This window comes from Sphingomonas liriopis (assembly GCF_024211255.1).
Taxonomy (GTDB): domain Bacteria; phylum Pseudomonadota; class Alphaproteobacteria; order Sphingomonadales; family Sphingomonadaceae; genus Sphingomonas; species Sphingomonas liriopis.
In genome coordinates this window covers 57,263-78,527 of sequence record NZ_JAMLDY010000016.1, presented here as the reverse complement: position 1 = coordinate 78,527, position 21,265 = coordinate 57,263, and the positions used below count along the sequence as shown (strand labels likewise).

Annotated in this window: 22 protein-coding genes; 19 read left to right on the top strand and 3 right to left on the bottom strand. The window is 64.3% G+C overall.

Annotated features, from left to right (window positions below):
- Positions 1–107: 107 nt before the first annotated feature.
- Complete coding sequence (locus M9979_RS13300) at positions 108–1,106, bottom strand: NAD(P)H-quinone oxidoreductase (RefSeq protein WP_254289848.1); 999 nt, start codon at positions 1,104–1,106, stop codon at positions 108–110.
- 79 nt (positions 1,107–1,185) lie between these two features.
- On the opposite strand from M9979_RS13300, the gene M9979_RS13295 reads away from it, so the two are divergent.
- The 3 genes from M9979_RS13295 (at position 1,186) to M9979_RS13285 (ending at position 4,418) form a co-directional block, all read left to right on the top strand.
- A complete protein-coding gene (locus tag M9979_RS13295) occupies positions 1,186–1,380 on the top strand; it encodes a DUF1192 domain-containing protein (protein WP_254289847.1) in 195 nt (64 codons plus the stop codon).
- Between the two features lie 134 nt (positions 1,381–1,514).
- Positions 1,515–3,830: an ATP-dependent Clp protease ATP-binding subunit ClpA gene (clpA, locus tag M9979_RS13290; protein ID WP_254289846.1), complete on the top strand. Its 2,316-nt coding sequence runs from the start codon at positions 1,515–1,517 to the stop codon at positions 3,828–3,830.
- A 60-nt stretch (positions 3,831–3,890) separates the two neighbouring features.
- Positions 3,891–4,418, top strand: coding sequence for a hypothetical protein (locus M9979_RS13285; protein ID WP_254289845.1), 528 nt, complete (start codon positions 3,891–3,893; stop codon positions 4,416–4,418).
- Here M9979_RS13285 and M9979_RS13280 read toward each other — a convergent pair.
- Positions 4,335–4,820 carry an NUDIX domain-containing protein gene (locus M9979_RS13280; protein WP_254289844.1) on the bottom strand — a complete coding sequence of 162 codons (486 nt, stop codon included), beginning with the start codon at positions 4,818–4,820 and terminating at the stop codon, positions 4,335–4,337. The two genes, M9979_RS13285 and M9979_RS13280, sit on opposite strands and share 84 nt — an antisense overlap.
- A 108-nt stretch (positions 4,821–4,928) precedes the next feature.
- On the opposite strand from M9979_RS13280, the gene M9979_RS13275 reads away from it, so the two are divergent.
- On the top strand, positions 4,929–6,599 hold the full coding sequence (locus tag M9979_RS13275; protein WP_254289843.1) for a sensor domain-containing diguanylate cyclase: 1,671 nt from the start codon (positions 4,929–4,931) through the stop codon (positions 6,597–6,599).
- A gap of 101 nt (positions 6,600–6,700) precedes the next feature.
- Positions 6,701–6,868, top strand: coding sequence for a hypothetical protein (locus M9979_RS13270; protein WP_422922106.1), 168 nt, complete (start codon positions 6,701–6,703; stop codon positions 6,866–6,868).
- Positions 6,869–6,886: 18 nt separating this feature from the next.
- On the opposite strand, the gene M9979_RS13265 is transcribed toward M9979_RS13270, so the two are convergent.
- Positions 6,887–8,245 carry an NAD-dependent succinate-semialdehyde dehydrogenase gene (locus M9979_RS13265; RefSeq protein ID WP_254289841.1) on the bottom strand — a complete coding sequence of 453 codons (1,359 nt, stop codon included), beginning with the start codon at positions 8,243–8,245 and terminating at the stop codon, positions 6,887–6,889.
- A 294-nt stretch (positions 8,246–8,539) separates the two neighbouring features.
- Here M9979_RS13265 and M9979_RS13260 point away from each other — a divergent pair, with 294 nt between their 5' ends.
- The 14 genes from M9979_RS13260 (at position 8,540) to M9979_RS13195 (ending at position 21,153) form a co-directional block, all read left to right on the top strand.
- Positions 8,540–8,779 (top strand): exodeoxyribonuclease VII small subunit, encoded by a 240-nt coding sequence (locus M9979_RS13260; protein ID WP_254289840.1) that lies wholly within the window; start codon positions 8,540–8,542, stop codon positions 8,777–8,779.
- Positions 8,733–9,674, top strand: a complete 942-nt coding sequence (locus tag M9979_RS13255) for a polyprenyl synthetase family protein (RefSeq protein WP_422922103.1) — start codon at positions 8,733–8,735, stop codon at positions 9,672–9,674. Before M9979_RS13260 ends, M9979_RS13255 begins: the two co-directional genes overlap by 47 nt.
- 121 nt (positions 9,675–9,795) lie before the next feature.
- Positions 9,796–10,302: a pantetheine-phosphate adenylyltransferase gene (coaD, locus tag M9979_RS13250; protein ID WP_254289838.1), complete on the top strand. Its 507-nt coding sequence runs from the start codon at positions 9,796–9,798 to the stop codon at positions 10,300–10,302.
- A gap of 284 nt (positions 10,303–10,586) precedes the next feature.
- A complete protein-coding gene (locus M9979_RS13245) occupies positions 10,587–11,318 on the top strand; it encodes a peptidylprolyl isomerase (RefSeq protein ID WP_254289837.1) in 732 nt (243 codons plus the stop codon).
- Positions 11,315–12,340, top strand: coding sequence for a tRNA preQ1(34) S-adenosylmethionine ribosyltransferase-isomerase QueA (gene queA, locus M9979_RS13240; RefSeq protein ID WP_254289836.1), 1,026 nt, complete (start codon positions 11,315–11,317; stop codon positions 12,338–12,340). Before M9979_RS13245 ends, queA begins: the two co-directional genes overlap by 4 nt.
- A gap of 190 nt (positions 12,341–12,530) precedes the next feature.
- The gene (locus M9979_RS13235; RefSeq protein WP_422922100.1) at positions 12,531–12,644 is read left to right on the top strand and encodes an S-adenosylmethionine:tRNA ribosyltransferase-isomerase; all 114 of its coding nucleotides are present in this window, start codon (positions 12,531–12,533) and stop codon (positions 12,642–12,644) included.
- 496 nt (positions 12,645–13,140) lie between these two features.
- Positions 13,141–14,034: a hypothetical protein gene (locus tag M9979_RS13230; protein ID WP_254289835.1), complete on the top strand. Its 894-nt coding sequence runs from the start codon at positions 13,141–13,143 to the stop codon at positions 14,032–14,034.
- Positions 14,034–16,361: a UvrD-helicase domain-containing protein gene (locus M9979_RS13225; protein WP_254289834.1), complete on the top strand. Its 2,328-nt coding sequence runs from the start codon at positions 14,034–14,036 to the stop codon at positions 16,359–16,361. Before M9979_RS13230 ends, M9979_RS13225 begins: the two co-directional genes overlap by 1 nt.
- A 638-nt stretch (positions 16,362–16,999) precedes the next feature.
- Entirely contained in the window at positions 17,000–17,713 is a 714-nt protein-coding gene (locus M9979_RS13220) for a hypothetical protein (protein WP_254289833.1), read from the top strand.
- A complete protein-coding gene (locus M9979_RS13215; RefSeq protein WP_254289832.1) occupies positions 17,710–18,336 on the top strand; it encodes a DUF4230 domain-containing protein in 627 nt (208 codons plus the stop codon). Before M9979_RS13220 ends, M9979_RS13215 begins: the two co-directional genes overlap by 4 nt.
- A 95-nt stretch (positions 18,337–18,431) precedes the next feature.
- Positions 18,432–18,788 carry a hypothetical protein gene (locus tag M9979_RS13210; protein WP_254289831.1) on the top strand — a complete coding sequence of 119 codons (357 nt, stop codon included), beginning with the start codon at positions 18,432–18,434 and terminating at the stop codon, positions 18,786–18,788.
- Between the two features lie 72 nt (positions 18,789–18,860).
- Entirely contained in the window at positions 18,861–19,280 is a 420-nt protein-coding gene (locus tag M9979_RS13205; protein ID WP_254289830.1) for a hypothetical protein, read from the top strand.
- 288 nt (positions 19,281–19,568) lie between these two features.
- Positions 19,569–19,871 carry a hypothetical protein gene (locus M9979_RS13200; RefSeq protein ID WP_254289829.1) on the top strand — a complete coding sequence of 101 codons (303 nt, stop codon included), beginning with the start codon at positions 19,569–19,571 and terminating at the stop codon, positions 19,869–19,871.
- A 223-nt stretch (positions 19,872–20,094) separates the two neighbouring features.
- Positions 20,095–21,153, top strand: coding sequence for an AAA family ATPase (locus tag M9979_RS13195; protein WP_254289828.1), 1,059 nt, complete (start codon positions 20,095–20,097; stop codon positions 21,151–21,153).
- Positions 21,154–21,265: the final 112 nt, after the last annotated feature.

Genomic DNA, 21,265 nt, shown 5'->3' with positions numbered 1-21,265 from the left:
AGGGCCGCCCCTTACCGGAGCGGCCGCTTGCACCGTCCGATGTACTGCGCGTGTGGCAGAAGGGCAAGGTGGTGCTTTGTGAGGCCGCCCACCCCCACCGTTCGCGCTTACATCGTCAGCACGATCTTCCCCACGTGATCCCCCTCCTCCATCCGCGCATGCGCCGCGGCGGCCTCGGCAAGCGGGAAGGTCCGGTCGATCACCGGGCGCAGGCGGCCGGCCTCGACGTGTGGCCAGACGGTGCGGGCGATCTCGTCGGCGACCAAGGTCTTGAACGCGGTGTCGCGCGCGCGCAGCGTCGAGCCGGTGAGCGTCAGGCGGCGGCGCATGATCTCGAAGATCGGGATCGTCGCCTGCGCGCCGCCCTGTACCGCGATCGAGACGTGGCGGCCGTCGTCGGCCAGGCACTGGAGATTGCGCGGCACATAGTCGCCCCCGACCATGTCGATCACCGCGGTGACGCCCTTGCCGTCGGTGATCGCCTTTACCCGCGCGACGAAATCGTTGCTCTTGTAGTTGATCGCGTGATCCGCCCCCAGTTCCAGCGCGCGCGCGCATTTGGCGTCGGAGCCGGCGGTGACGATGATCGTCAGCCCGAAGATACTGGCGAGCGCGATCGCCATCGTGCCGATGCCGCTGGTGCCGCCATGGACCAGCACGCTGTCACCCTCGGTCGCGAAGGCGCGTTCGAACAGATTGGTCCAGACGGTGAAGAGCGTTTCGGGGATCGCCGCCGCCTCGACCATCTCCAGCCCGTGCGGCACCGGCAGGCACTGGCCGGCGGGCGCGACCGCATATTCGGCATAGCCGCCGCCCGCCAGCAGCGCGCAGACCGGCTGGCCGAGCAGCGCGTCGTCGACGCCCTCGCCCACCATGACGATCGTGCCGGCGATCTCGAGCCCCGGAATCGACGGCGCGCCCGGCGGTGGCGGATAGCCGCCCTTGCGCTGCAATACGTCGGGGCGGTTGACCCCGGCGGCGGCGACGCGGATCAGCACCTCGCCGCCACCGGGCTGCGGCACCGGCCGCTCGACCGGTCGCAGCACCTCCGGCCCGCCGGGTGCTTCGGGGTCGATCGCCTGCATCGTCCGGGGCAATTCGCTCATCCGCCAGCATCCTGTTCGTAAGGGAGTCCCCGGCTGCCTTATTGACATCGGATGGCCGGGGGTCAACGTTGGCGGAACGATGGACCCGGACGACGCTCCCTCGCGCGCCGACGATGCGCTCGCCGCCCTGCTGCGGCAGGACCTCGACCCGCTGTCGGTCGCCGAACTGGAGGCGCGCATCGCCGCGCTGGAGGGTGAGATCGCCCGTACCCGCACCGCGATGACGCGCGCCGTTAACCATCGCGCAAGCGCCGACGCGTTATTCAGGCGATGAGCCTCCGCCGCACCGGATGGGCAATCAGCCCGGCGTTCCGGTCGCGACGTCAAGAGCTTGATGCAACGCCCGCCCGTACCGACATGGTTGGAAAGGGCAGCGCATCACGTCGCGGCCCGACTGGAGTAACCTGAATGCCATCCTTCGCCCCCGCGCTCGAGACCACGCTGCACAAGGCGCTCGAGGCCGCGTCCTCGCGTCGGCACGAATATGCGACGCTCGAACATCTGCTGCTCGCGCTCATCGGCGACGAACATGCCTCCAAGGTGATGGAGGCGTGCCACGTCGATCTCGGCGAGCTGAAGACCACCGTCGCCCACTATCTCGACACCGAACTGGACGCGCTCAAGGTCGATGCGCAGACCGATCCGTCGCCGACCAGCGGCTTCCAGCGCGTCGTCCAGCGCGCGATCCTGCACGTCCAGTCGTCGGGCCGCGACGAGGTGACCGGCGCCAACGTGCTCGTCGCGCTGTTCAGCGAGCGCGAAAGCTATGCGGTCTATTTCCTGCAGCAGCAGGACATGAGCCGGCTCGACGCGGTCAGCTTCATCAGCCACGGAGTCGGCAAGGGCGGCGCGGCCGCCGAAACGCCGACCCCCAAGGGCGTCGAGGAGGACAAGGCGCCCAAGGGGCAGGACAAAGGCAAGAGCGAAAGCGCGCTCAAGCAGTTCACCGTCGACCTCAACGAAAAGGCGAAGAACGGCAAGGTCGATCCGCTGATCGGTCGCGGGCCGGAGGTGGATCGCACGATCCAGATCCTGTGCCGCCGTTCGAAGAACAATCCGCTGTACGTGGGCGATCCCGGCGTCGGCAAGACCGCGATCGCCGAGGGCCTCGCGCGCAAGATCGTCGAGGGCGAGGTGCCCGACGTGCTTAGGGAAGCGGTGATCTACAGCCTCGACATGGGCGCGCTGCTCGCCGGCACGCGCTATCGCGGCGATTTCGAGGAGCGGCTGAAGGCGGTCGTCAACGAGCTCGAGAAGCTGCCGCATGCGGTGCTGTTCATCGATGAAATCCACACCGTCATCGGTGCCGGCGCAACAAGCGGCGGGGCGATGGATGCGTCGAACCTGCTGAAACCCGCGCTGTCGGGCGGGACGATCCGCTGCATCGGCTCGACGACGTACAAGGAGTTCCGCAACCACTTCGAGAAGGACCGCGCGCTGCTGCGCCGGTTCCAGAAGATCGACGTCAACGAGCCCACCATCGAGGATACGATCAAGATCCTCGCCGGCCTGCGCACCGCGTTCGAGGACCATCACAAGGTCAAATACACCCCCGACGCGATCAAGTCGGCGGTGGAATTGAGTGCACGCTACATCAACGACCGCAAGCTGCCCGACAAGGCGATCGACGTGATCGACGAGGTCGGCGCGATGCAGATGCTGGTGCCCGCCAACAAGCGCAAGAAGACGATCACGGCACGCGAGATCGAGGCGGTCATCGCGACGATGGCGCGCATCCCGCCGAAATCGGTCAGCACCGACGACACGCTGGCGCTCGCCAGCCTGGAAACGGACCTCAAGCGCGTCGTCTTCGGCCAGAATGCGGCGATCGAGAAGCTGGCAAGCGCGATCAAGCTCAGCCGCGCCGGCCTGCGCGATCCCGAAAAGCCGATCGGCAATTACCTGTTCACCGGCCCCACCGGCGTCGGCAAGACGGAGGTCGCCAAGCAGCTGTCGACGATCCTCGGCATCCCGCTGCAGCGCTTCGACATGTCGGAATATATGGAGCGCCATTCGGTCAGCCGGCTGATCGGTGCACCTCCGGGCTATGTCGGCTTCGATCAGGGCGGGCTGCTGACCGATGCGGTCGACCAGAATCCCCATTGCGTGCTGCTGCTCGACGAGATCGAGAAGGCGCATCCCGATCTGTTCAACATCCTGTTGCAGGTGATGGACAACGGGCGCCTGACCGATCAGCACGGCAAGTCGGTCGACTTCCGCAACGTCATCCTCATCATGACCACCAATGCCGGTGCCGCCGACATGGCGCGCGAGACGGTCGGTTTCGGCAACCTCACCCGCGAGGGCGAGGACGAGCAGGCGGTGCAGAAGATGTTCACGCCGGAATTCCGCAACCGCCTGGATGCGATCGTGCCGTTCGGCTACCTCCCCACCGAGGTCGTCGCGCGGGTCGTCGACAAGTTCATCCTGCAGCTCGAGTTGCAGCTTGCCGACCGCAACGTCCACATCAACCTGGACGATGCCGCGAAGAGCTGGCTGACCGAAAAGGGCTATGACAAGCTCTACGGCGCCCGCCCGATGGGCCGCCTGATCCAGGAGAAGATCAAGCAACCGCTCGCGGAGGAACTGCTGTTCGGCAAATTGGTCCATGGCGGCGAAGTGACTGTCAGGATGAAGGACGGCGCGCTGTCGTTCGCCATCGAGCCCGCCGCGCCCAAGAAGCCGCGCAAGAAGGGCAAGGCGGAACCCGTCGACGCCAAATAATGACTCCGAAACGGATCGAACCGCCCGTGGTTCGATCCGTTTTCGTGGTAACGTCGACGCGTGGAACCGTCCGACGCTCCCTTGTCGCCCTCCGGCGGCGATGCCGATACGGCGGCGCTCGCCGACCTTGCGGCGGGGCGGATCGTCGACAGCGAGACGGTGGCGCGCTGGCTGGGTGGCTGGCATCTCGCCCGGGCGGAACGGCGCGGCACGGTGCCGCCCGACCTGATCGCCGCGCTGGTCGAACAGCGCGCCGGCGGCGACCGTTCCATGCCACCGCCGCCGGCGCCCCGCAGCGACGGCCTCACGCCGGACGCGTCTACGCGAGACGTGCCGCTGATATGGACGGGCACCGCGATCGCCGACTGCCACCGCGTCCGCGGATTGCTCGCGCACTTCGGTACGGGCGCCGAACAACGGCTGGCGGCGGGGCTGATCGCGGCGATGGTCGAGCTGATCGTCGATGGCCCCGCCCGCCCGCGCGGCCGCGCCGACATCCCGCTGCTACCGCCGCTGGTGCTCCGCGTCGCGATCGATCCGCGACGGATCGCGGTGCTCGGCCTGCGCTGGACTGGCCGCATCACCTGAGCGCAGCAGCGCGGCGAGCGCGGCCTTGGTCGGCGTCGTCAGCGGTTCGGGCAGCGCATCGAGCGGATACCAGACCGGCCCGTCATGCTTGGCCGGTTCGACGTTGCGCGGTTCGCCGGTGAAGTCGCGGATGCGATAGATCGGCGCGACCCAATGCGTCCCCGCCGCCACGTCGATCTGGTCGACGAAACACAGCAGGTCGGCGGTGCCGACGACGATCCCCAGTTCCTCCTCGACCTCGCGCCGCATCGCTGCCTCGGCGGGCTCGAACAGGTCGATCTTGCCGCCGGCGAGGCCCCAGCAGCCCGCCTCCGGCTGGGTCCGCCGGCGCAGCAGCAGGATGCGGCCATCGACGACGATCGCCGCACCGCAGCCGACACGCGGTTCGCTCCATGGGGTCATGGCGCGCTTCCAAGCGCGGCGCGGCAGACCTGTCAATCGCGGCCGCCGCGCGATATCCTGAATCGCCATTTACCAAAGGTTTGCAAAGCCGGCGTTAGGCATCGGGCCATGGCCGGCCGGTTCCCGATGCGACGAATCGCTGTATTGCTGCTGCTGATCGTCGCCGGCCTGTTCGCCGCGCCGGCGATGGCGGCGATGACGCCGCTGCGCACCTGCGTCCTGCCCGACGCCGGCGGCGAGCGCCCCGCCGCCTTGTTCGCGAACCCCGCCCGGTTCGACTGCACGACCCGCCAGACCGCGTACGGCACCGGCGATTTCTGGCTGCTGTCGCAACCTTTGCCCGCCATCGGTCACGGCGAACAGGTGCGGCAGGCGAGCTTGTGGCAGGACCGCCTAACGCTCTACGTCCTCTACGCCGACGGTGCGATCCGCCGGACCGGCTTCACCAGCGCTACCACGGGCCGCCACCTGATGCTCGGCGCGATCGTGCAGATGGCGCTGCCCCAGCATGCGGCGCGGCCGGTGCGGCTGCTCTGGCACATCGAGGGCTCGCTCAACCGCCGCGGTATCCTGGTCGGGCCGACGCTCGCCGATCATCACGCCACCGCCAAGGCGGAGATCGTCATGGCCGCGTTGTATGCGGCGTTCGGCGGCATGTGCCTGGCGCTGCTGATCTACAATCTCGCGCTGTGGGCGGCGCTGCGCCGTGCTTTCCAGCCCGCCTATTGCCTGATGGTATTGTGCCTGCTCGCCTATGCGTTCAGCTCGTCGGGGCTGCTCGGCCAGTGGACCGCCATCGACAACAACGACCGACAACGGCTGAACTATGTGCTGCTGGCCTGGTCGGCCGCCGCGGCGGTGATCTTCGCACGCGCCTTCCTCGAACGGCGGGTCTTCGACGGCTGGTTGCGACACTACAGCAATGCGGTGATCAGCTTTCTGCTGATCGCCACCGCCAGCTATGCGATCCTGTCACCGCGCTTCGCCGATATCACCGATCCGCTGAGCACCGCGGGCTACTTCCTCGTCATCACGTTGCTGGTGCCGATCCTGTGGCGTGCGTGGCGACGGCGAAGCAATTTCCTGTGGGTGTTCGCTCTGGCCTGGGGGGCGCCGGTCGCGCTCGCTTCGGTCCGCGTCCTCGCCGCGTTCAACGTGATCGGCTGGCATCTGTGGATCGACAATTCGACATTGCTCGCGATGTCGCTGGAGGCGGCGCTGTCGTCGCTCGGCGTCGCCTATCGCATCCGCCTGCTCAGCCTGGAGCGCGACGAGGCGCGCGAGCAGGAGATCGCCGCACGGCTGCTCGCCGCGACCGACCCGCTGACCGGGCTGCTCAACCGCCGCGCGTTCCTGGACAGCGCGATCGGCCGCGACGAGCCGCACCAGCTGATCCTGATCGACATCGATCATTTCAAGAGCATCAACGAAACCATCGGTCACGACGGCGGCGACGAGGTGCTGCGCGTCATCGCCCGCGCATTGCGTGCCGCGGCGGCGGCGCAGTCGCTGGTCGCGCGCGTCGGCGGCGAGGAATTCGCCATCCTGACGCCGCAGGCCGCCGCCCTCGACGCGCGCGCGGTGCTCGATACCTTGCGCGAAGAGCGCATGCCCTTCGACCTCACCGTCACCGCCAGCATCGGCACCTGTACCGGCGCGCTGCCGCGCGAGACCGACTGGAAGGCGATGTACCGCAGCGCCGATCAGGCGCTGTTCGCGGCCAAGGCGGCGGGGCGCGACCGCGTGCGCGTCGGCACCGATCTGGTCCGCGCCGCCTGAATACCCCGCCTTGCTGTCCGGCATGGCGTCGCGCCACGGCTTCTGCTAAGCCTGCATCGCTGGGAGGAAGAGCGATGTCGAACCATCGGAAGTTGGCGATCGTGGCCGTGGCCGCACTGACGATCGCCGCCGTGCGCCATCCCACCCCGGACATCCGCCTGCTGACCCACGATATCGGTGATCCCAGCCCGCACCGTATCCAGGCGGCGATCGACCTGGGGCTGGTCGGCGTCTCGGTGCTCTACACTTGGACCGCGCGCCGGACCTGAACGGGGGCACGCGTCGGATCAGCCGAACACCGTCTTCAAATTCATGAACTCGTGCAGCCCATAAGGGCCCAGCTCGCGGCCATAGCCCGATCGCTTGATCCCGCCGAACGGCGCCTCCGGGGTGGAGGCGAGCATCGCGTTGACCGCGACCATCCCCGCCTCGATATCGCGCTCGAACCGCGCGCGCTCGGCGGCGTCGTTGGTCCACACCGACGATCCCAGCCCGAACGGCACGTCGTTGGCCAGCGCGATCGCCGCGTCGATATCGGCGGCGCGGAACACCATCGCCACCGGGCCGAACAGCTCCTCCTGCGCGGCCGGGTGGTCGATCGGCACGTCGACCAGCACGCCCGCCGACATATAGGCGCCCTTGCCCGGCAGCGCCTCGCCACCGAACAATAGCCGCCCGCCCGCCGCCTGGATCGCCGCCAGCTGGTCGAGTGTCGTCTGGCGCTGCTCCTCGCTCGACAGTGGCCCCATGTCGCTGCCCGCGTCCATCGGATCGCCCGCCTTCACCGCGCGCATCGCCGCGGAGAAGTTTTCCATAAACGCGTCGTAGACATCGGCATGGACGATCATCCGCTTGCCGCAGATGCACGACTGGCCGCTGTTCTGGACACGCGCGGTCACCGCCTGCTTCACCGCTTCGTCCAGATCGGCCGACGGCATCACGATGAACGGATCCGATCCACCCAATTCCAGCACCACCTTCTTGAGGTTGCGCCCCGCCGCCTCGGCGACCTTGATCCCGGCGCCTTCGCTCCCGGTCAGCGTCACCGCGACGATGCGGGGATCGGCGATCAGCGCATCGACCTTGTCGGATCTGATCGCGAGGTTCTGGAACAGCCCGGCGGGCGCCCCCGCGGCGACGATCGTCCGCTCGATAGCCGCGCCGCACCCTTGCGTCAGCGAGGCGTGCTTGAGCAGCCCGACATTGCCGGCAAGGATCGTCGGCGCGGCGAAACGCACCACCTGCCAATAAGGGAAGTTCCACGGCATCACCGCCAGCACCGGCCCCAGCGGCAACCAGCGCGTGATCGCCGGCCCGGTGGGCGTGTCGAGACGCGTCGGCGCCAGCATCGCCGGCCCCTGCTGCGCATAATGGCGAAAGGCGGCGGCGCATTTCTGCACCTCGGCAATCGCCGATTTCAGCGTCTTGCCCATCTCGCGCGTCGCGATTTCGGCGAGCTCGCGGGTGTTGGCGTCGAACTGTTCGGCGATCCGCTCGAGCAACGCGGTGCGCTCGTCGAGCGACGTCGTCCGCCACGCGCGATAGGCGGTTTCGGCACGCGCGATCTTCTCCTCCAGCTCGGCGGCGGTGAGTTCGGGAATGCTGGCGCCGGGCTGGCCGGTCGCGGGATCGATGCTGGTGAACATGGCCCTGAAACGCGCGTCGCCACGACCCGATCCCCGCCGCGTTCGTGAGCACCGGAACGCCTCCCCACCCCCTTCGTCACCCCGGACTTGTTCCGGGGTCCACCGTTCCGCAGGCGTATCGCTCCGATCACATGCGGTGCGCCTCGCCGCGGAGTGGACCCCGGAACAAGTCCGGGGTGACGCGGGATATTTGGCGCCCGTCTGTCCCGCCCGCCCGCATCGGTCGGCGAGCCGCACCGGCCACCACCCCGCCCGTCCTTGCACCCGCCCCGCCCCTGCCGCATAGCACGCGCCATGGATACGCCGATCGAAACCCTGTCGTTCGAGGACGCCCTCAAGGATCTGGAACGCATCGTCAGCCGGCTGGAAAGCGGCGAGGCGACGCTGGACGAATCGATCCAGCTGTACGAACGCGGCGACCGCCTGCGCCAGCGCTGCGCCGAGCGGCTCGACGCCGCGCAGGCGCGGATCGAGGCGATCCGCCTCGATGCCGAGGGCAAGGCCGCCGGTACCCGCCCCTTTGCCGCAGGCTGATCGGGTGACCACGCCGCTCGACGCCGCGCTCGCGCGCGTTTCCGCGGACATCGACGCGCGCTTCGACCGGCTGCTCGCCGTGCCCGACGATCCCCGCGCCGATCTGTACCACGCGATGCGCCATGCCGCGATCGGCGGCGGCAAGCGGCTGCGCCCGCTGCTGCTGTGCGCCACCGCCGATCTGTTCGGGGTGGATCGCGACTGTTCGGGCGACGTCGCCACCGCGGTCGAGGCGATCCACGTCTATTCGCTGATCCACGACGATCTGCCGGCGATGGACGACGACGACCTGCGCCGCGGCAAGCCGACGGTGCACAAGGCGTATGACGAGGCGACCGCGATCCTGGCGGGCGACTGCCTGCACGCGCTGGCGTTCGAGGTGCTCGCCGATCCCGCGACGCATCCCGACCCCTTCGTCCGCGCCGAACTGGTGTTCGAACTCGCCCGCGCGTCGGGCCCCGGCGGCATGGCGGGCGGGCAGATGATGGACCTGGTCGCCGAACGTTCTCGCTTCGACCTCGCCACCGTCACCCGGTTGCAGCAGATGAAGACCGGCGCGCTGATTGGCGTCTCGGTCGAGATGGGCGCGATCCTCGGCCGCGTCGCGCCCGAAGGGCGGCGGTCCTTGCGCGGCTATGCGCACGACCTTGGCCTCGCCTTCCAGATCGCCGACGACCTGCTCGATGCGGAGGGCGACGAGGCGGTGGTCGGCAAGGCGCTGCGCAAGGATGCGGAGGCGGGCAAGGAGACGTTCCTGTCGCTGCTCGGCGTGACCCGCGCGCGCGAACAATGCCGCATGCTGGTCGACCAGGCGGTGCAGCATTTGCACGCCTACGGTCCCGAAGCCGACGTGCTGCGCGCCATCGCCCGCTACGTCGTCGAACGGGATCGGTAGGACGACGACACCTCCACCCGTTCACCTCGAGCCTGTCGAAGGGCATTGAGACTCACCGTACTTCGACAAGCTCAGCACGAACGGATTATCAAGAATCAATAAATTTCAAAGGGATATCGCAATGACAGAGCGGATCGGCGTCTATCCCGGCACATTCGACCCCGTGACGCTGGGGCACATGGACATCATCCGCCGCGGCGCCAAGCTGGTCGACCGGCTGGTCATCGGCGTCACCACCAATCCGTCGAAATCGCCGATGTTCACGATCGACGAACGCATGGCGATCGTCCGGCGCGAGGTGGCGGACATCGCCGGCGCGATCGACGTGGTCGCGTTCGACTCGCTGCTGATGGACTTCGCCGAGCGCGAAGGCGCGAAAGTCATCATCCGCGGCCTGCGCGCCGTCGCCGACTTCGAATACGAATATCAGATGGCCGGCATGAACCAGCAGATCAATCCGCGGGTCGAGACGGTGTTCCTGATGGCCGACGTCGCGCTGCAGCCGATCGCCAGCCGCCTCGTCAAGGAAATCGCCATGTTCGGCGGCCCGATCGGCCGCTTCGTCACGCCCGCGGTCTGCGAGGAAGTCGTCGCCCGCGTCGAGGTGATGGGCCGCAGGGGCAGCTGATCCGCCCCGGCATGCTCGGGCCACCCCCTCGCCCCACCTCCCCCGTCACCCCGAACTTGTTCCGGGGTCCACCGTGCCGCAACCGCGAAGCTCGACCCTCTTGTCCCTCGCCCGGCCGGGAAGTGGACCCCTGAACAAGTCCGGGGTGACGGAGCCCTTCCGGCGGTCGACCGACCCCGACCGACACGATAAGCGCCCCCTGCCCCATTCGCGCCACGATGTTCGGTTTGGTGCAATCGGCGATTTGCTCTAAGCCGCCCGGCATCACCTAGGTTGGAAATCCCATGCGTCCGTTCGCCCGTCTGTTCGCGTTTCTCCTCTGCCTGCTCGCCATCCCCGCCGCGGCGCAGAACGTGCCCGTCGACATGCCGGGGCGCGCGACCCCACCGCTGACCACGGACAAGGAGAACCTCTGGCTGCTCGACCTGTCGGACGGCGGCCGCGTCACCATCTGGCTGCGTCCCGACGTCGCGCCCAAGATGGTCGAACGCGTCAAGGCGCTGACCCGCCAAGGCTTCTATAACGGTCTCGCCTTCCACCGCGTCATCGACGGCTTCATGGCGCAGGGCGGGGATCCTAAGGGCGACGGCACCGGCGGATCGACGCTGCCCAACGTCGATGCCGAATTCAACTATCTGCCGCACGTCCGCGGCGCCGTCTCCGCCGCGCGCGCCGATGCGGTAAACAGCGCCAACAGCCAGTTCTTCATCGTCTTCCAGCCGCGGCTCAGCCTCGACAAGAAATACACCGTCTTCGGCCGGGTGATCGACGGCATGCAGTATGTCGATGCGATCGAGCGCGGCGAGCCGCCGACGGACCCGACCAAGATCGTCCGCGCCGCGATCGCCGCCGACAATCCGCCGCCCTATACGCCGGTCGCGGCGCCCGCCCCGGTGACGCTCGGCGCCCCCGTGACGCTGCCCGGCGTCGGCCCGGCCGGCACCGCCGCCCCCAAGCGTGCGCCTGCCAAGCCCGCGCCCAAGCCGACCCCCAAGGCCGCCCGCACGCCCAAGTGAAGGTCGACCTGTTCGATTTCGTCCTGCCGCCGGAGCGTATCGCGCTGCGGCCGGCGGTGCCGCGCGACGCCGCGCGCCTGCTCGTGCTCGACGGCGCGGACACGCGCGATCTGTCGGTGCGCGACCTGCCCGGCCAGCTGCGCGCGGGCGATTGCCTGGTGTTCAACGACACGCGCGTCATCCCGGCACAGCTCGAGGGTACGCGCGGTGATGCGAAGATCGGCGCGACGCTGCACAAGCGCGAAGGGCCGCGACGCTGGCGTGCCTTCATCCGCAACGCCCGGCGGCTGCGCGACGGTGACGCAATCGACTTCGGCGCCGGGGTGATCGCCACCGCCTCGGACCGCGGCGAGGACGGCAGCTTCGCGCTCGATTTCGCCGGCGACGAGCCGGTCGAATTGCTGCTCGACCGCGCCGGCCGCATGCCGTTGCCCCCCTATATCGCCGCCAAGCGCCCCACCGATGCGCGGGACGCCGCCGATTACCAGACGATGTTCGCCGCCGAACCGGGCGCCGTCGCCGCGCCCACCGCAGCGCTGCACTTCACGCCGGCGCTGATCGCCGCGCTTGCCGGGGCGGGTATCGGTCACGAGACGCTGACGCTTCATGTCGGCGCCGGCACCTTCCTCCCCGTCAAGGCGGACGATACCGCCGACCATCGCATGCACGCAGAATGGGGCCGCATCGACGCTGCAACCGCCGACCGCCTCAACGCCGTCCGCGCCGCCGGCGGCCGGGTGATCGCGGTCGGCACCACCTCGCTTCGCCTGATCGAAAGCGCCGCGCAAACCGACGGCCGCATCGCCCCGTTCGAGGGCGACACCGCGATCTTCATCACCCCGGGCTACACATTCCGCGGCATCGACGGCCTGCTCACCAACTTCCACCTGCCCAAATCGACCCTGTTCATGCTGGTTTCGGCGCTGATGGGGCTGGATAGGATGAAAGACGCTTACGCTTATGCGATAGAGAATGGCTATCGTTTCTACTCTTACGGCGATGCTTCGCTGTTGCTTCCGTAGAGTACTCCTGGATGGGTGGTGGTAGGCGAGCTTACACGCGCCTTTAACAAGGAGCCGCCGGCCTGACCTCTCCAACAAGACTGACCGTGGGAGCGGCAGATAACCCGAGATAAGCCATTTACGACAGCGTGATTTGACGCCTCTCAGCGGAAAGCGCTGAAATCTTAAAGGTGCCGCAATAGGGCTGCCCATGCTGGCATCGGTGCTGATGGGATGCGAGCGGATGCAGGCGGCCTACGCTCACGCCATTGCGCACGGCTACCGCTTCTACTCCTACGGGGATGCGTCGCTGCTCCTTCCGTAAGTGCCTCTCGGTGGGTAGCTGATGGGAATCTTACCCACGCACCCTCGGGAGGACATCTCATTCGAAGTGCGGGGGTCGCAGGTTCGAGGCCTGCAAGCGGCACCATCCGTCTCACGGCACTTTCAGCAGCTTGCGGGTACACGTCCGGCGGAGGCCCCTTATCAAGGGCAGCCCACGTGGGTCCTATGTGGGGTAGTTTTGAATAGGGTAGGCGGCTAGCGGCTTGCTCGTGCTGACTCTTTCATCGATTGTACGACCATCGTACTTCGGCCTAAGGAGAGGATTTAATGAAAACGCGGCTGGTGGCTGCGGCGGCACGGCTGAATGTCGCTGCCGTCTAAGTGTCGCCGGGCCAAAAGCCCCGCATTGGCGCGGTGCCACAACCGCTCGGTTGTCACACTTCAAGGGTATCCTAACGCCAACGCGGTGGACCTTCCTTCGCCAGATCGGCTAGCTTGGTTTATGCTCCGACGTTCCGACCAAAGGTAGAGGTATTGTGGTTCTTCGAAGAGTAGATTCTACAACGTACTACGACACCCTCCCCGGCCTTGCTCATGAATGTGGTGATATTTGGCGCAACCTTCCCGCCTTCGGCACGCTCGGCCAGGAGTCATGCTGCGGCATCATCATCACCCCGGCATGCGACCTCTCTTGGCAAAAGTCTGATACGCTTACGTACCTGCCCATCATTCCCCTTCGATCCTTTTTTTCGATGGATGCCGCTCTTCCCGGACTAGTCGAGAAGTTGGTCGCGGCCCTCGGGGTGATTCCATGCGAGACAACCGTAAGTTGGACGGGAAATAGCTATATCGTCCCACCCGAAGATGAGATCGCAAGGCTGGAAAGCGACCTGAAAGCGTTCAGATCAGCGCAGCAAAGGAGCGCAAAGATCAACTCAGCAATTGATCGCGTGCTTGCTGGTGCAGATATATTGAGATGTATCAGAGATTCTGAGCTAATTCAAATTCCTTCGGATAAGCTTTTCGCTCTATACGGGTCAGAGTGGGGTAAAATAAAAGAGAGAATAGTACAGAACAGCTATTCTCCAGCTCTCCACTTTTTGCCACATGACAGACAAGACCTGGTGTTTAGCGCAGTTCCAAATCACTCGGTTGTGTTGTTTCGTTATCCTATCACGATTCCTGTAAGAGTGCTAAGTCGAGCCCAAGAGAGTGCTGATGCATCATGGACCCATTCTCTTGACCTGATGAGTCTTGCACCAGCGTTGCGCGTTGCATTTGGAAACGCGAGGCCGGTTAAGCTCGCCGCATTAAAGCCGGCTTTTCTAGCGGACCTTTTAACACGGTTTTCAGCGCTGTATAATCGAGTTGGGTCACCTGATTTCTCAGCTCAAACTGTTGAGACTTACGTACAAGAGGTAGACGGCTGATGGAATATGTTGGCGTCACACGAGAAACCTGCTCATGGCTGCTGGCACATCCTGGCGTGTTAAGCGCACTTGCGGATACTCTCATCAATGCAGACTTGTCCGGCCTTTCGCGCGCCGATCTGGCCACCGGACCGTTAAGACTGTCCGGGTCCGAAGATAGCCGCATTATAGCAATTTGGAATGCAGAGTACCTCTCTAACACTGGTAGTGAGAGTTGGGGCATATTCCGCCTCGAAGGGTGTCTTTCAATCAAGCAACATCCGGAAATCGCGCCACAGGTAATCGAGCGCTTTTTTTACGTTATTAGCCAGCGCCTACAAGGTCTAATGATAGAAGGTGATTTTATACATCGTGCAAGACCCAATGGATCACATACTTGCCTTGCAGGGCGCGGGAACGACGCCCGAAAACTATCCATATGCTACTATGAGGCCGCACCAGGCTTTAGCGGTCTAACATCAAAAGCGCTCATTGGTATCGGGCCGGAGCATGATTTCGATGAGTTAACCAACGGCATTGAGCCCGAACTCCGAAAAGTGCCCGCGCTGATCGAGTTATGTGATGGACTGGCAGATAAGCACACTCGACGCCCTGCCTTGGAGGATCAACAGTTCTCCGAACTGCGAGCAGCGGTTGCTCCAACAGATGTAGACACCGGATTTCTTGCGAGCATAACAGTTAATACAAATAATGTGCAAAGTGATAGGGTTGTAAACCCATATGAGACTATACATTGGACGTACCAGGACTGGCTCGGCAGTGGGGTATTAAACCCGTCACAGCGCCGCGCCCTTTCCGTTGATGTCCTTCACGGCCATCCAATGCGAATTATCGGGCCTGCAGGATCAGGTAAAACACTGCTCATGCAATTGATCGCATTAAGGTTTCTTCAGTGTCGACAAGCTACGGGTCATTCTATCAAGGTAGCCTATATTGTCCACAATGCTGCGATGGCTGCAACGGTTGCAGACCGCTTTAGAGCCTTGGGCGGAGAGGAGTTCCTCACCGGGTCAAAGCACGAGCTCATTGTAACGACCCTTAGCGAGTATGGAAGGCAAAAGATTGAAATAAGTGAGCAGATGGTTATCGACCGCGATGCTCAGAAGACAAAGGAGTTCCAGTCGGAGCAGATACGCGCCGCTCTCCGTCAAGTACTAGACACCCGTCCCCAACTATTTGAGGAAAGTGGCCTACTCAAGCAGGTGTGGGCCGAGGAAGAGCTGTTCTCAGCTTTTGCCGTCCTTGTTATGTCTGAGATATCCGCCGTGATTAAGGGGCGTGGGCTCACAGAAGAGCGTGACAGGTATATCAATGCCGATACCCCGTTCAGCCGCTTCCACCGCATCCTTTCGCAGGTCGAGCGATCAGTCGTGTTTGACTGCTTCGAGGCATATCACGCAGTGGTGTTCGAACAATTCGGCATGCTTGACTCTGATGACATAGCCTTGTCCCTCGCAGGAAGGTTAAAAACACCAGTATGGGAGCTAAAAAGAAAATCAGAGGGTTTTGACTTAGTACTTGTGGATGAAGCTCAGCTATTCAATGAAAATGAAAGGCGGGTATTCCCTCTTCTTTCAAATGCAGCTGTTAAGCACGTTCCGATTGCTTTGGCGCTTGATGAAGCGCAAGAGCCGTTTGGGCTCTCCGCTGCCGGGCTTGGATCGCTTGGCATCACAGATGTTGAAAGTGAAAAACTGCCATCTAACCACAGGTCGACTAAGGAGATCATAGCGCTAGCATTCTTTGTAATTCAAAGAACCACTGACCTGTTTGGAAGCGAATTTCCCGACTTTACCGACGCTGACGACGCTTCAGTCCTATCAAGTCATGCTCTGGCAAGCCCACCAGTAATAATTACCAGAAGCGAGGACCAGACCTATCCGCGGTTCCTCGTCCGGTCCGTTAAACGACTCAGGTCTAAAAACATACGACAAATCGCAGTCATTTGCCATGCAGAGACCTACTGGAAGGATTTAGTGGAAGCGTTTGAGGAGTCAGAGCTACCGCTTCATGTCATTACCCAGCGTGGTGAAAAAGTCGTACCAGACCAGCCGCTTGTTATTCTGAGTCGACCTTCATTCATTGGTGGTCAGGAGTTTGACGCAGTGCTCCTCGTCGGTCTTGAGCAGGGAATTATGCCACCACGGGTAGTAAATAACCCACCACTGGCCGCGGCCTTGGAACAGCAGGTTTTGCGCGAAATTTATCTTAGCGTTTCGCGTGCTCGCTTTAGGGTAGTTGTTGCGATCAATCGGGGTGGGACGCCCAACACTGTGCTAGAAGCGGCAATATCGGCCGGAATGATAGCCTCAGGCTCAATCAATTGAGGTGTCAGAACCGGACGGTTTGACGCTGCCGGTAAATGATCGGTTTTCTGCGGGCGTCCGAGTGTCAAAAGTCCGCATCAAAACGACCGCGTTTGGAAATAGCGTGACGAGAATTAGCAGCCAGTGCGGGCTCCTGGCTGCATGCTCAGACGCGCAAACCCGACCATCTTATATGGAGGTCGACAGGCACCCGATCGCCGCGCCCGCGAAGGGCTATTGCGATCCGCCCGCCGGCCTCCCATGATCGTCGAGCCCCTCGTGAAAGCCGGGGGGCGGGGCGTCGAAACCTCAACCTGTAGGAACTCGGTCGCGAACGCATGTTCGAGGCCGGGTGGCATGCGCGTATGTCCAGCCGGCAACGGTAAAGGCGCATGCGCCTGTGCCTACGGTCAGGTTTCGAACATCCGGCTTCGGCCGCCGCTCCCGAGAGGTACATAGGGGCGGCACGAGGGTCTAAGCCGAAGGTCGCTCTGCAACGGGGCGACGACAAAGATGCGGCACACACACGGCACGTCGGCGCGAACCCTTCGCCCCGGCGCGACGCCGCGCGTCCGCAGCACATCCACCATCATCACCAACGGGAGAACACCATGCGTGCACAACGATGGGCGACGTGCGCCCGATACTCCGCCGCCCTCGTGGCTGCCTTCCTCAGCCTTCCTGCTGCGGCTTTGGGACAATCACCCGGCAACCCGCCGGAGCTTCAGAAAGCACTCCAAGCCGCAGCCGACAGCTTCAAGCGGAAAAACGCAGGGCCGGTCGTGCTCACCGGCGGCGCGGTGGGACCCCGCCTGCTGCTGGTGAACTTCGACCCGGCGCCCGGTGTCGAGCGTTCGCTGGCGCTGAAGAGCATGAAAGAAACAGCTTGGGACCGCGGCATCTGCGCCAACAAGGACGTCCTCACGGTCATGAACAAGTGGGGCGTGACGATCCGGATCACGCTCTCTCAAGCGGGACAGGCCGCCGAGACGGTAGCCGACGTGACCGCGACGTCCTGCGCGCGAGAGGCGTCGATCGAGGCCGGCGTCAGCAAGATGATAGGCGGGGTTGCCTTCGCGCCGCGGCCCACGAAAGATCAGGCGCTGGCCCTCGTTCAAGCCTACGTCGCCGCTAACTTCTTCGATCCAGACGCTGCGAAGATCAAGTGCGGCGATCCGGGGCCAGCGGCATGGGTGAAGCCGATGCTGGGCCGCCGCCGGTACGGCTATTTCGTCCAGTGCAGCATCAACGGCAAGAACCGGTTCGGCGGCTACGTCGGCTTCCAAACCTTCACGTTCCGCATCAACGGCGATGAGTTCGAGAGCATGGACATGGACACTCTGACCGCCGGCCGAATGGAACCGGCGCAGTGAGGGCGTCCGCGCCCGTCCTGATCGTGTCGCACCTCGCCGTGGCGGGCGGGGTGTACGCGCTCACCGACCGCCGCCCGATCGACACGGAGGTGAGGCACACCGGCTTCTTCACCGTCGAGACCACCAAGGTGCTCGCCACCACCGTCGAGAGCCTGCGCGACGAGAACCGGCTCCTCGTCTTCAGCTACACGGGCAACGCCCGCGTCTCGGCCGAGCGCACCCGCTTCTGGCTGCTTAGCGGCACCCAGGAGCTGAACGTCCCGGCGGTGGTCAACTACTACCTCGACCTCTCCGACTTCACCCTCGCCGACGTCAGCTACAACGACGCGGCCAAGGTCGTCGCCGTGCGGCTGCCCGCTGTGACGCTGGGCGACATCGCTTTCCAGCCGGAGAACGCCAGCACCGTCAACGGCGGTGTCCTCACCTTCGGGGAGGACACCGTCGAGGCGCTGCGCAGGCTCAACTACAAGAGCGCCCGCCGCGCGATGGTGGCGCAGGCGCAGCAGCCCGGCCTGCTCAACGAGGCCCGCCGCCGGGCGCGGGAGAACGTCCAAAGCTACTTCGAGATACCGCTCCGCATCGCCGGGCGGCCCGACGTGAAGGTGGTCGCCACCTTTCGCTGACCTACCGCCGGCCTAGGCCGACACAACCAACATCAATCCTGCAAGGGCGCCCCGGAGCAATCCGCGGGCGCCTTTGTCGTTTCTGGAGAACCGACATGCTTTCGATACGTAGCTCCGCGGACATGGAGGAGGCGCTCGGGTCCTTGCTCGACCCCGCCCTCCGCGCCCTGCTCACCGAAAGGCGCGACCAGCTGGTCGAGAACACCGGCCTGGATCTAGCCGACCTCGTGCACATCGTCGTCGCGCAGCGCGGCGACACCCTCGCCGCCGTCGAGGCGGAGGCGGGCGTGCCAATCGCCGAGGACCTGCCGTTCGAGTGGGTGCAGCGACACGGCCGCTGGCTGGAGGCGGTCGTCATCCTCTCGGACGATGGCTTCGGGGTCGCGCTGTTCGTCCCCGACTGCGTCACCACCGACCCGGCGCTGCTGCTCGCGCTGCTCGCCCACGCCTGAACGCGACCGACCTACCCTCCCAACCACCCGCGGCGCCCCGCGGGAGCGACCGCCCCCAAACGAGGAATCGCGATGATCCACCTGTTTGACCGCGCCACGATGGCGCGTGCCCTGACCTTAGACCTCGACCCGCGCCTCCGGGAGCTGCTCGCCGAGCGTATCGCCGGCTTAAAGACCGAGTACGGCGACCTGACCGACTGCACCGAGTTCCTGATCGTGGAGCCCGGGGACACCGAGGCCGACCTCGTGCGGCACGTTGGCTTCTACCCGCTGGTGGACCCGATAGACGGCCACCGCTGGCCGGACCCGCGCTTCAAGCCCGGGTGGGACTACCTCGCCGACCGCGGCGGCTGGTTCGAGCTGATCGTGACGTTCGGCTCGACGTTCGCCTACATATTATTGATTGCTGACTGCCACGGCGCTGCTTCCGATCTGAGACTCCTCTGCCGATCATTCATTTCCCATGGAACCGGCGGCGGCGACGAGTGTTGAGCGCTCCGTCCGTCAGTAGACGGCGTAAGGCGAGATTGGCTCCAGAGTTTGCACGCCAATCGTTCAAATCGTCACCGGCAAACTCCCCGCTTTGAAAGCGGTGAACAGAATGACTAAGTTCCTGAATAGATTGCTGGACGCTGTTGCGTTTGGTTTGCTGATCGTCCTGCTAAAGGCAGTCGCAGGCGTAGCACAATTTTACAATCGCGATGCGCCACGCCTTGAGCTTCCGCTCCAAGCGAGGGACACAACCTCAACACGGCACGGTCTTGTTGGGGAGGCTCGCCTGTGAGCGGTTTGGCCCAAAACATTCGCGAAATCGCTGTAGGCGTCCGCCCCCTGCTGTCCCCTGTTACGGGCATACGCCCGAATTTTTGCGGCGCGGACCTGACAACCACCGCCGCTGCGATCAGGGTTCTTGTGGAGAAGGGCGTGGATACGCCCGAAGCAATCTACGCTTATCTCCACAACCGAAGCTGCCCACACGACCTGGCGACCGTTCGCTTCCTGCTGGATGTCTATGCCGGTTTCGATCGTCGGCAGTGCCTGTGGTTCAGGACGGAAGCCGGACGCTATAAACCGCTCGACTGACCATGACCTGTTCTCCCCGTCGATCGCCTAGATCGGCGGGGAAGCAGTTGCTCCAGGTCGAGCGTCCGCCTCTCTCCCAATCGTTAGCCCTTTCGCTCAGCGGAGGGTCGCCCCTCCCCCTCGCCGTCAAGTGTGCCGGCGGGGGCGGGACGGAAATCTGAAAACTAGAAACTGCCGCCCCGTGTGCGCCGCCGTGCGCCGGGACCAAACGCAGGAGTAACCCATGACGACCAGCTACGCGGGATCACCGCCACCCTCGCTGAAGAAAATCAACCCGCTGCTACAGTACACGCTACAGGGCGAGGCAGCCGCCCTTGAGGAAAACGCTGTGGCGCAGAAGCCGTTGCTCGGCTCCTTCTGCCTCATGGGACAAAGCACCGTGATCGCCGCGCCACCCAACGCGGGGAAGACACTTCTCACAATCGCCACCCTGATCGAGGCGGTCGAGCAGGGTAGGATCAATGGCGAGGACGTTTTCTACGTCAATGCCGACGACAGCACTCAAGGAGTGGCCGAAAAGGTCCGTGTCCTAGACGAATATGGAATTCACATGTTGGCGGAAGGCTACAAGGGCTTTCGCGCCAACCTGCTGGCGCCCGCCCTTGAGGAGATGATTGAGAGCAATACTGCCAGTGGCAAGTTCCTGATCCTCGACACCTTCAAGAAGTTCACCCAGCCGATGAGCAAGCCGGACACCAGCCGCTTTCTTGAGGGCGTCCGCCGGTTCGTGCTGAATGGCGGAACCGTGCTGTCCCTGGCCCACGTCAACAAGCATCAGGACAGCAACGGCAAGAACGTCTTTGCGGGCGTCAGCGACATCATCGATGACATTGACTGCATGTACCTGCTGGACCTCAGGACCAAAGCCGACGGTGAAAAAATCATCCAGCTGACGAACAAGAAGCGTCGCGGGAACAACCCTGACGTGATTGCCTACGCCTACTCGCCGGCGCCCGACATCGGATACGCCGAGCGGCTGACGTCGGTGCATGAGACGGACCCGCTAGGCGAACTCTCCGACTCCGAGCTTGATTACCAAACCTCCGACGAGGAGATCCTATACTCCCTCGCCATGCACATTCATCACGGGCCTGACCGCGGCAAGATGGTGCTGGTTCGCACCACCGCGGCCCACCTCAGCGTTTCTAAGCAGCGCGTTCTCAAGCTCCTGGAAGCGCATACCGGCGACGACCCGCAGAAATATTGTTGGCGCAAGGTCGTCCAAGCTCGAGGTCTCCACTCGTTCGCGCTGCATGGCGACGTCCCTGACCCTCCAGCCTGACTTTCCGGCCGGGGCGGCGGCAGCGTCCAGTTTTCAGTTTTTCGGGACCTGGACGCTCCGCCGCTTGGGATTGTTATCCCCTTGGAAAGTTTTAGGACTAAGCGAGCGCGAC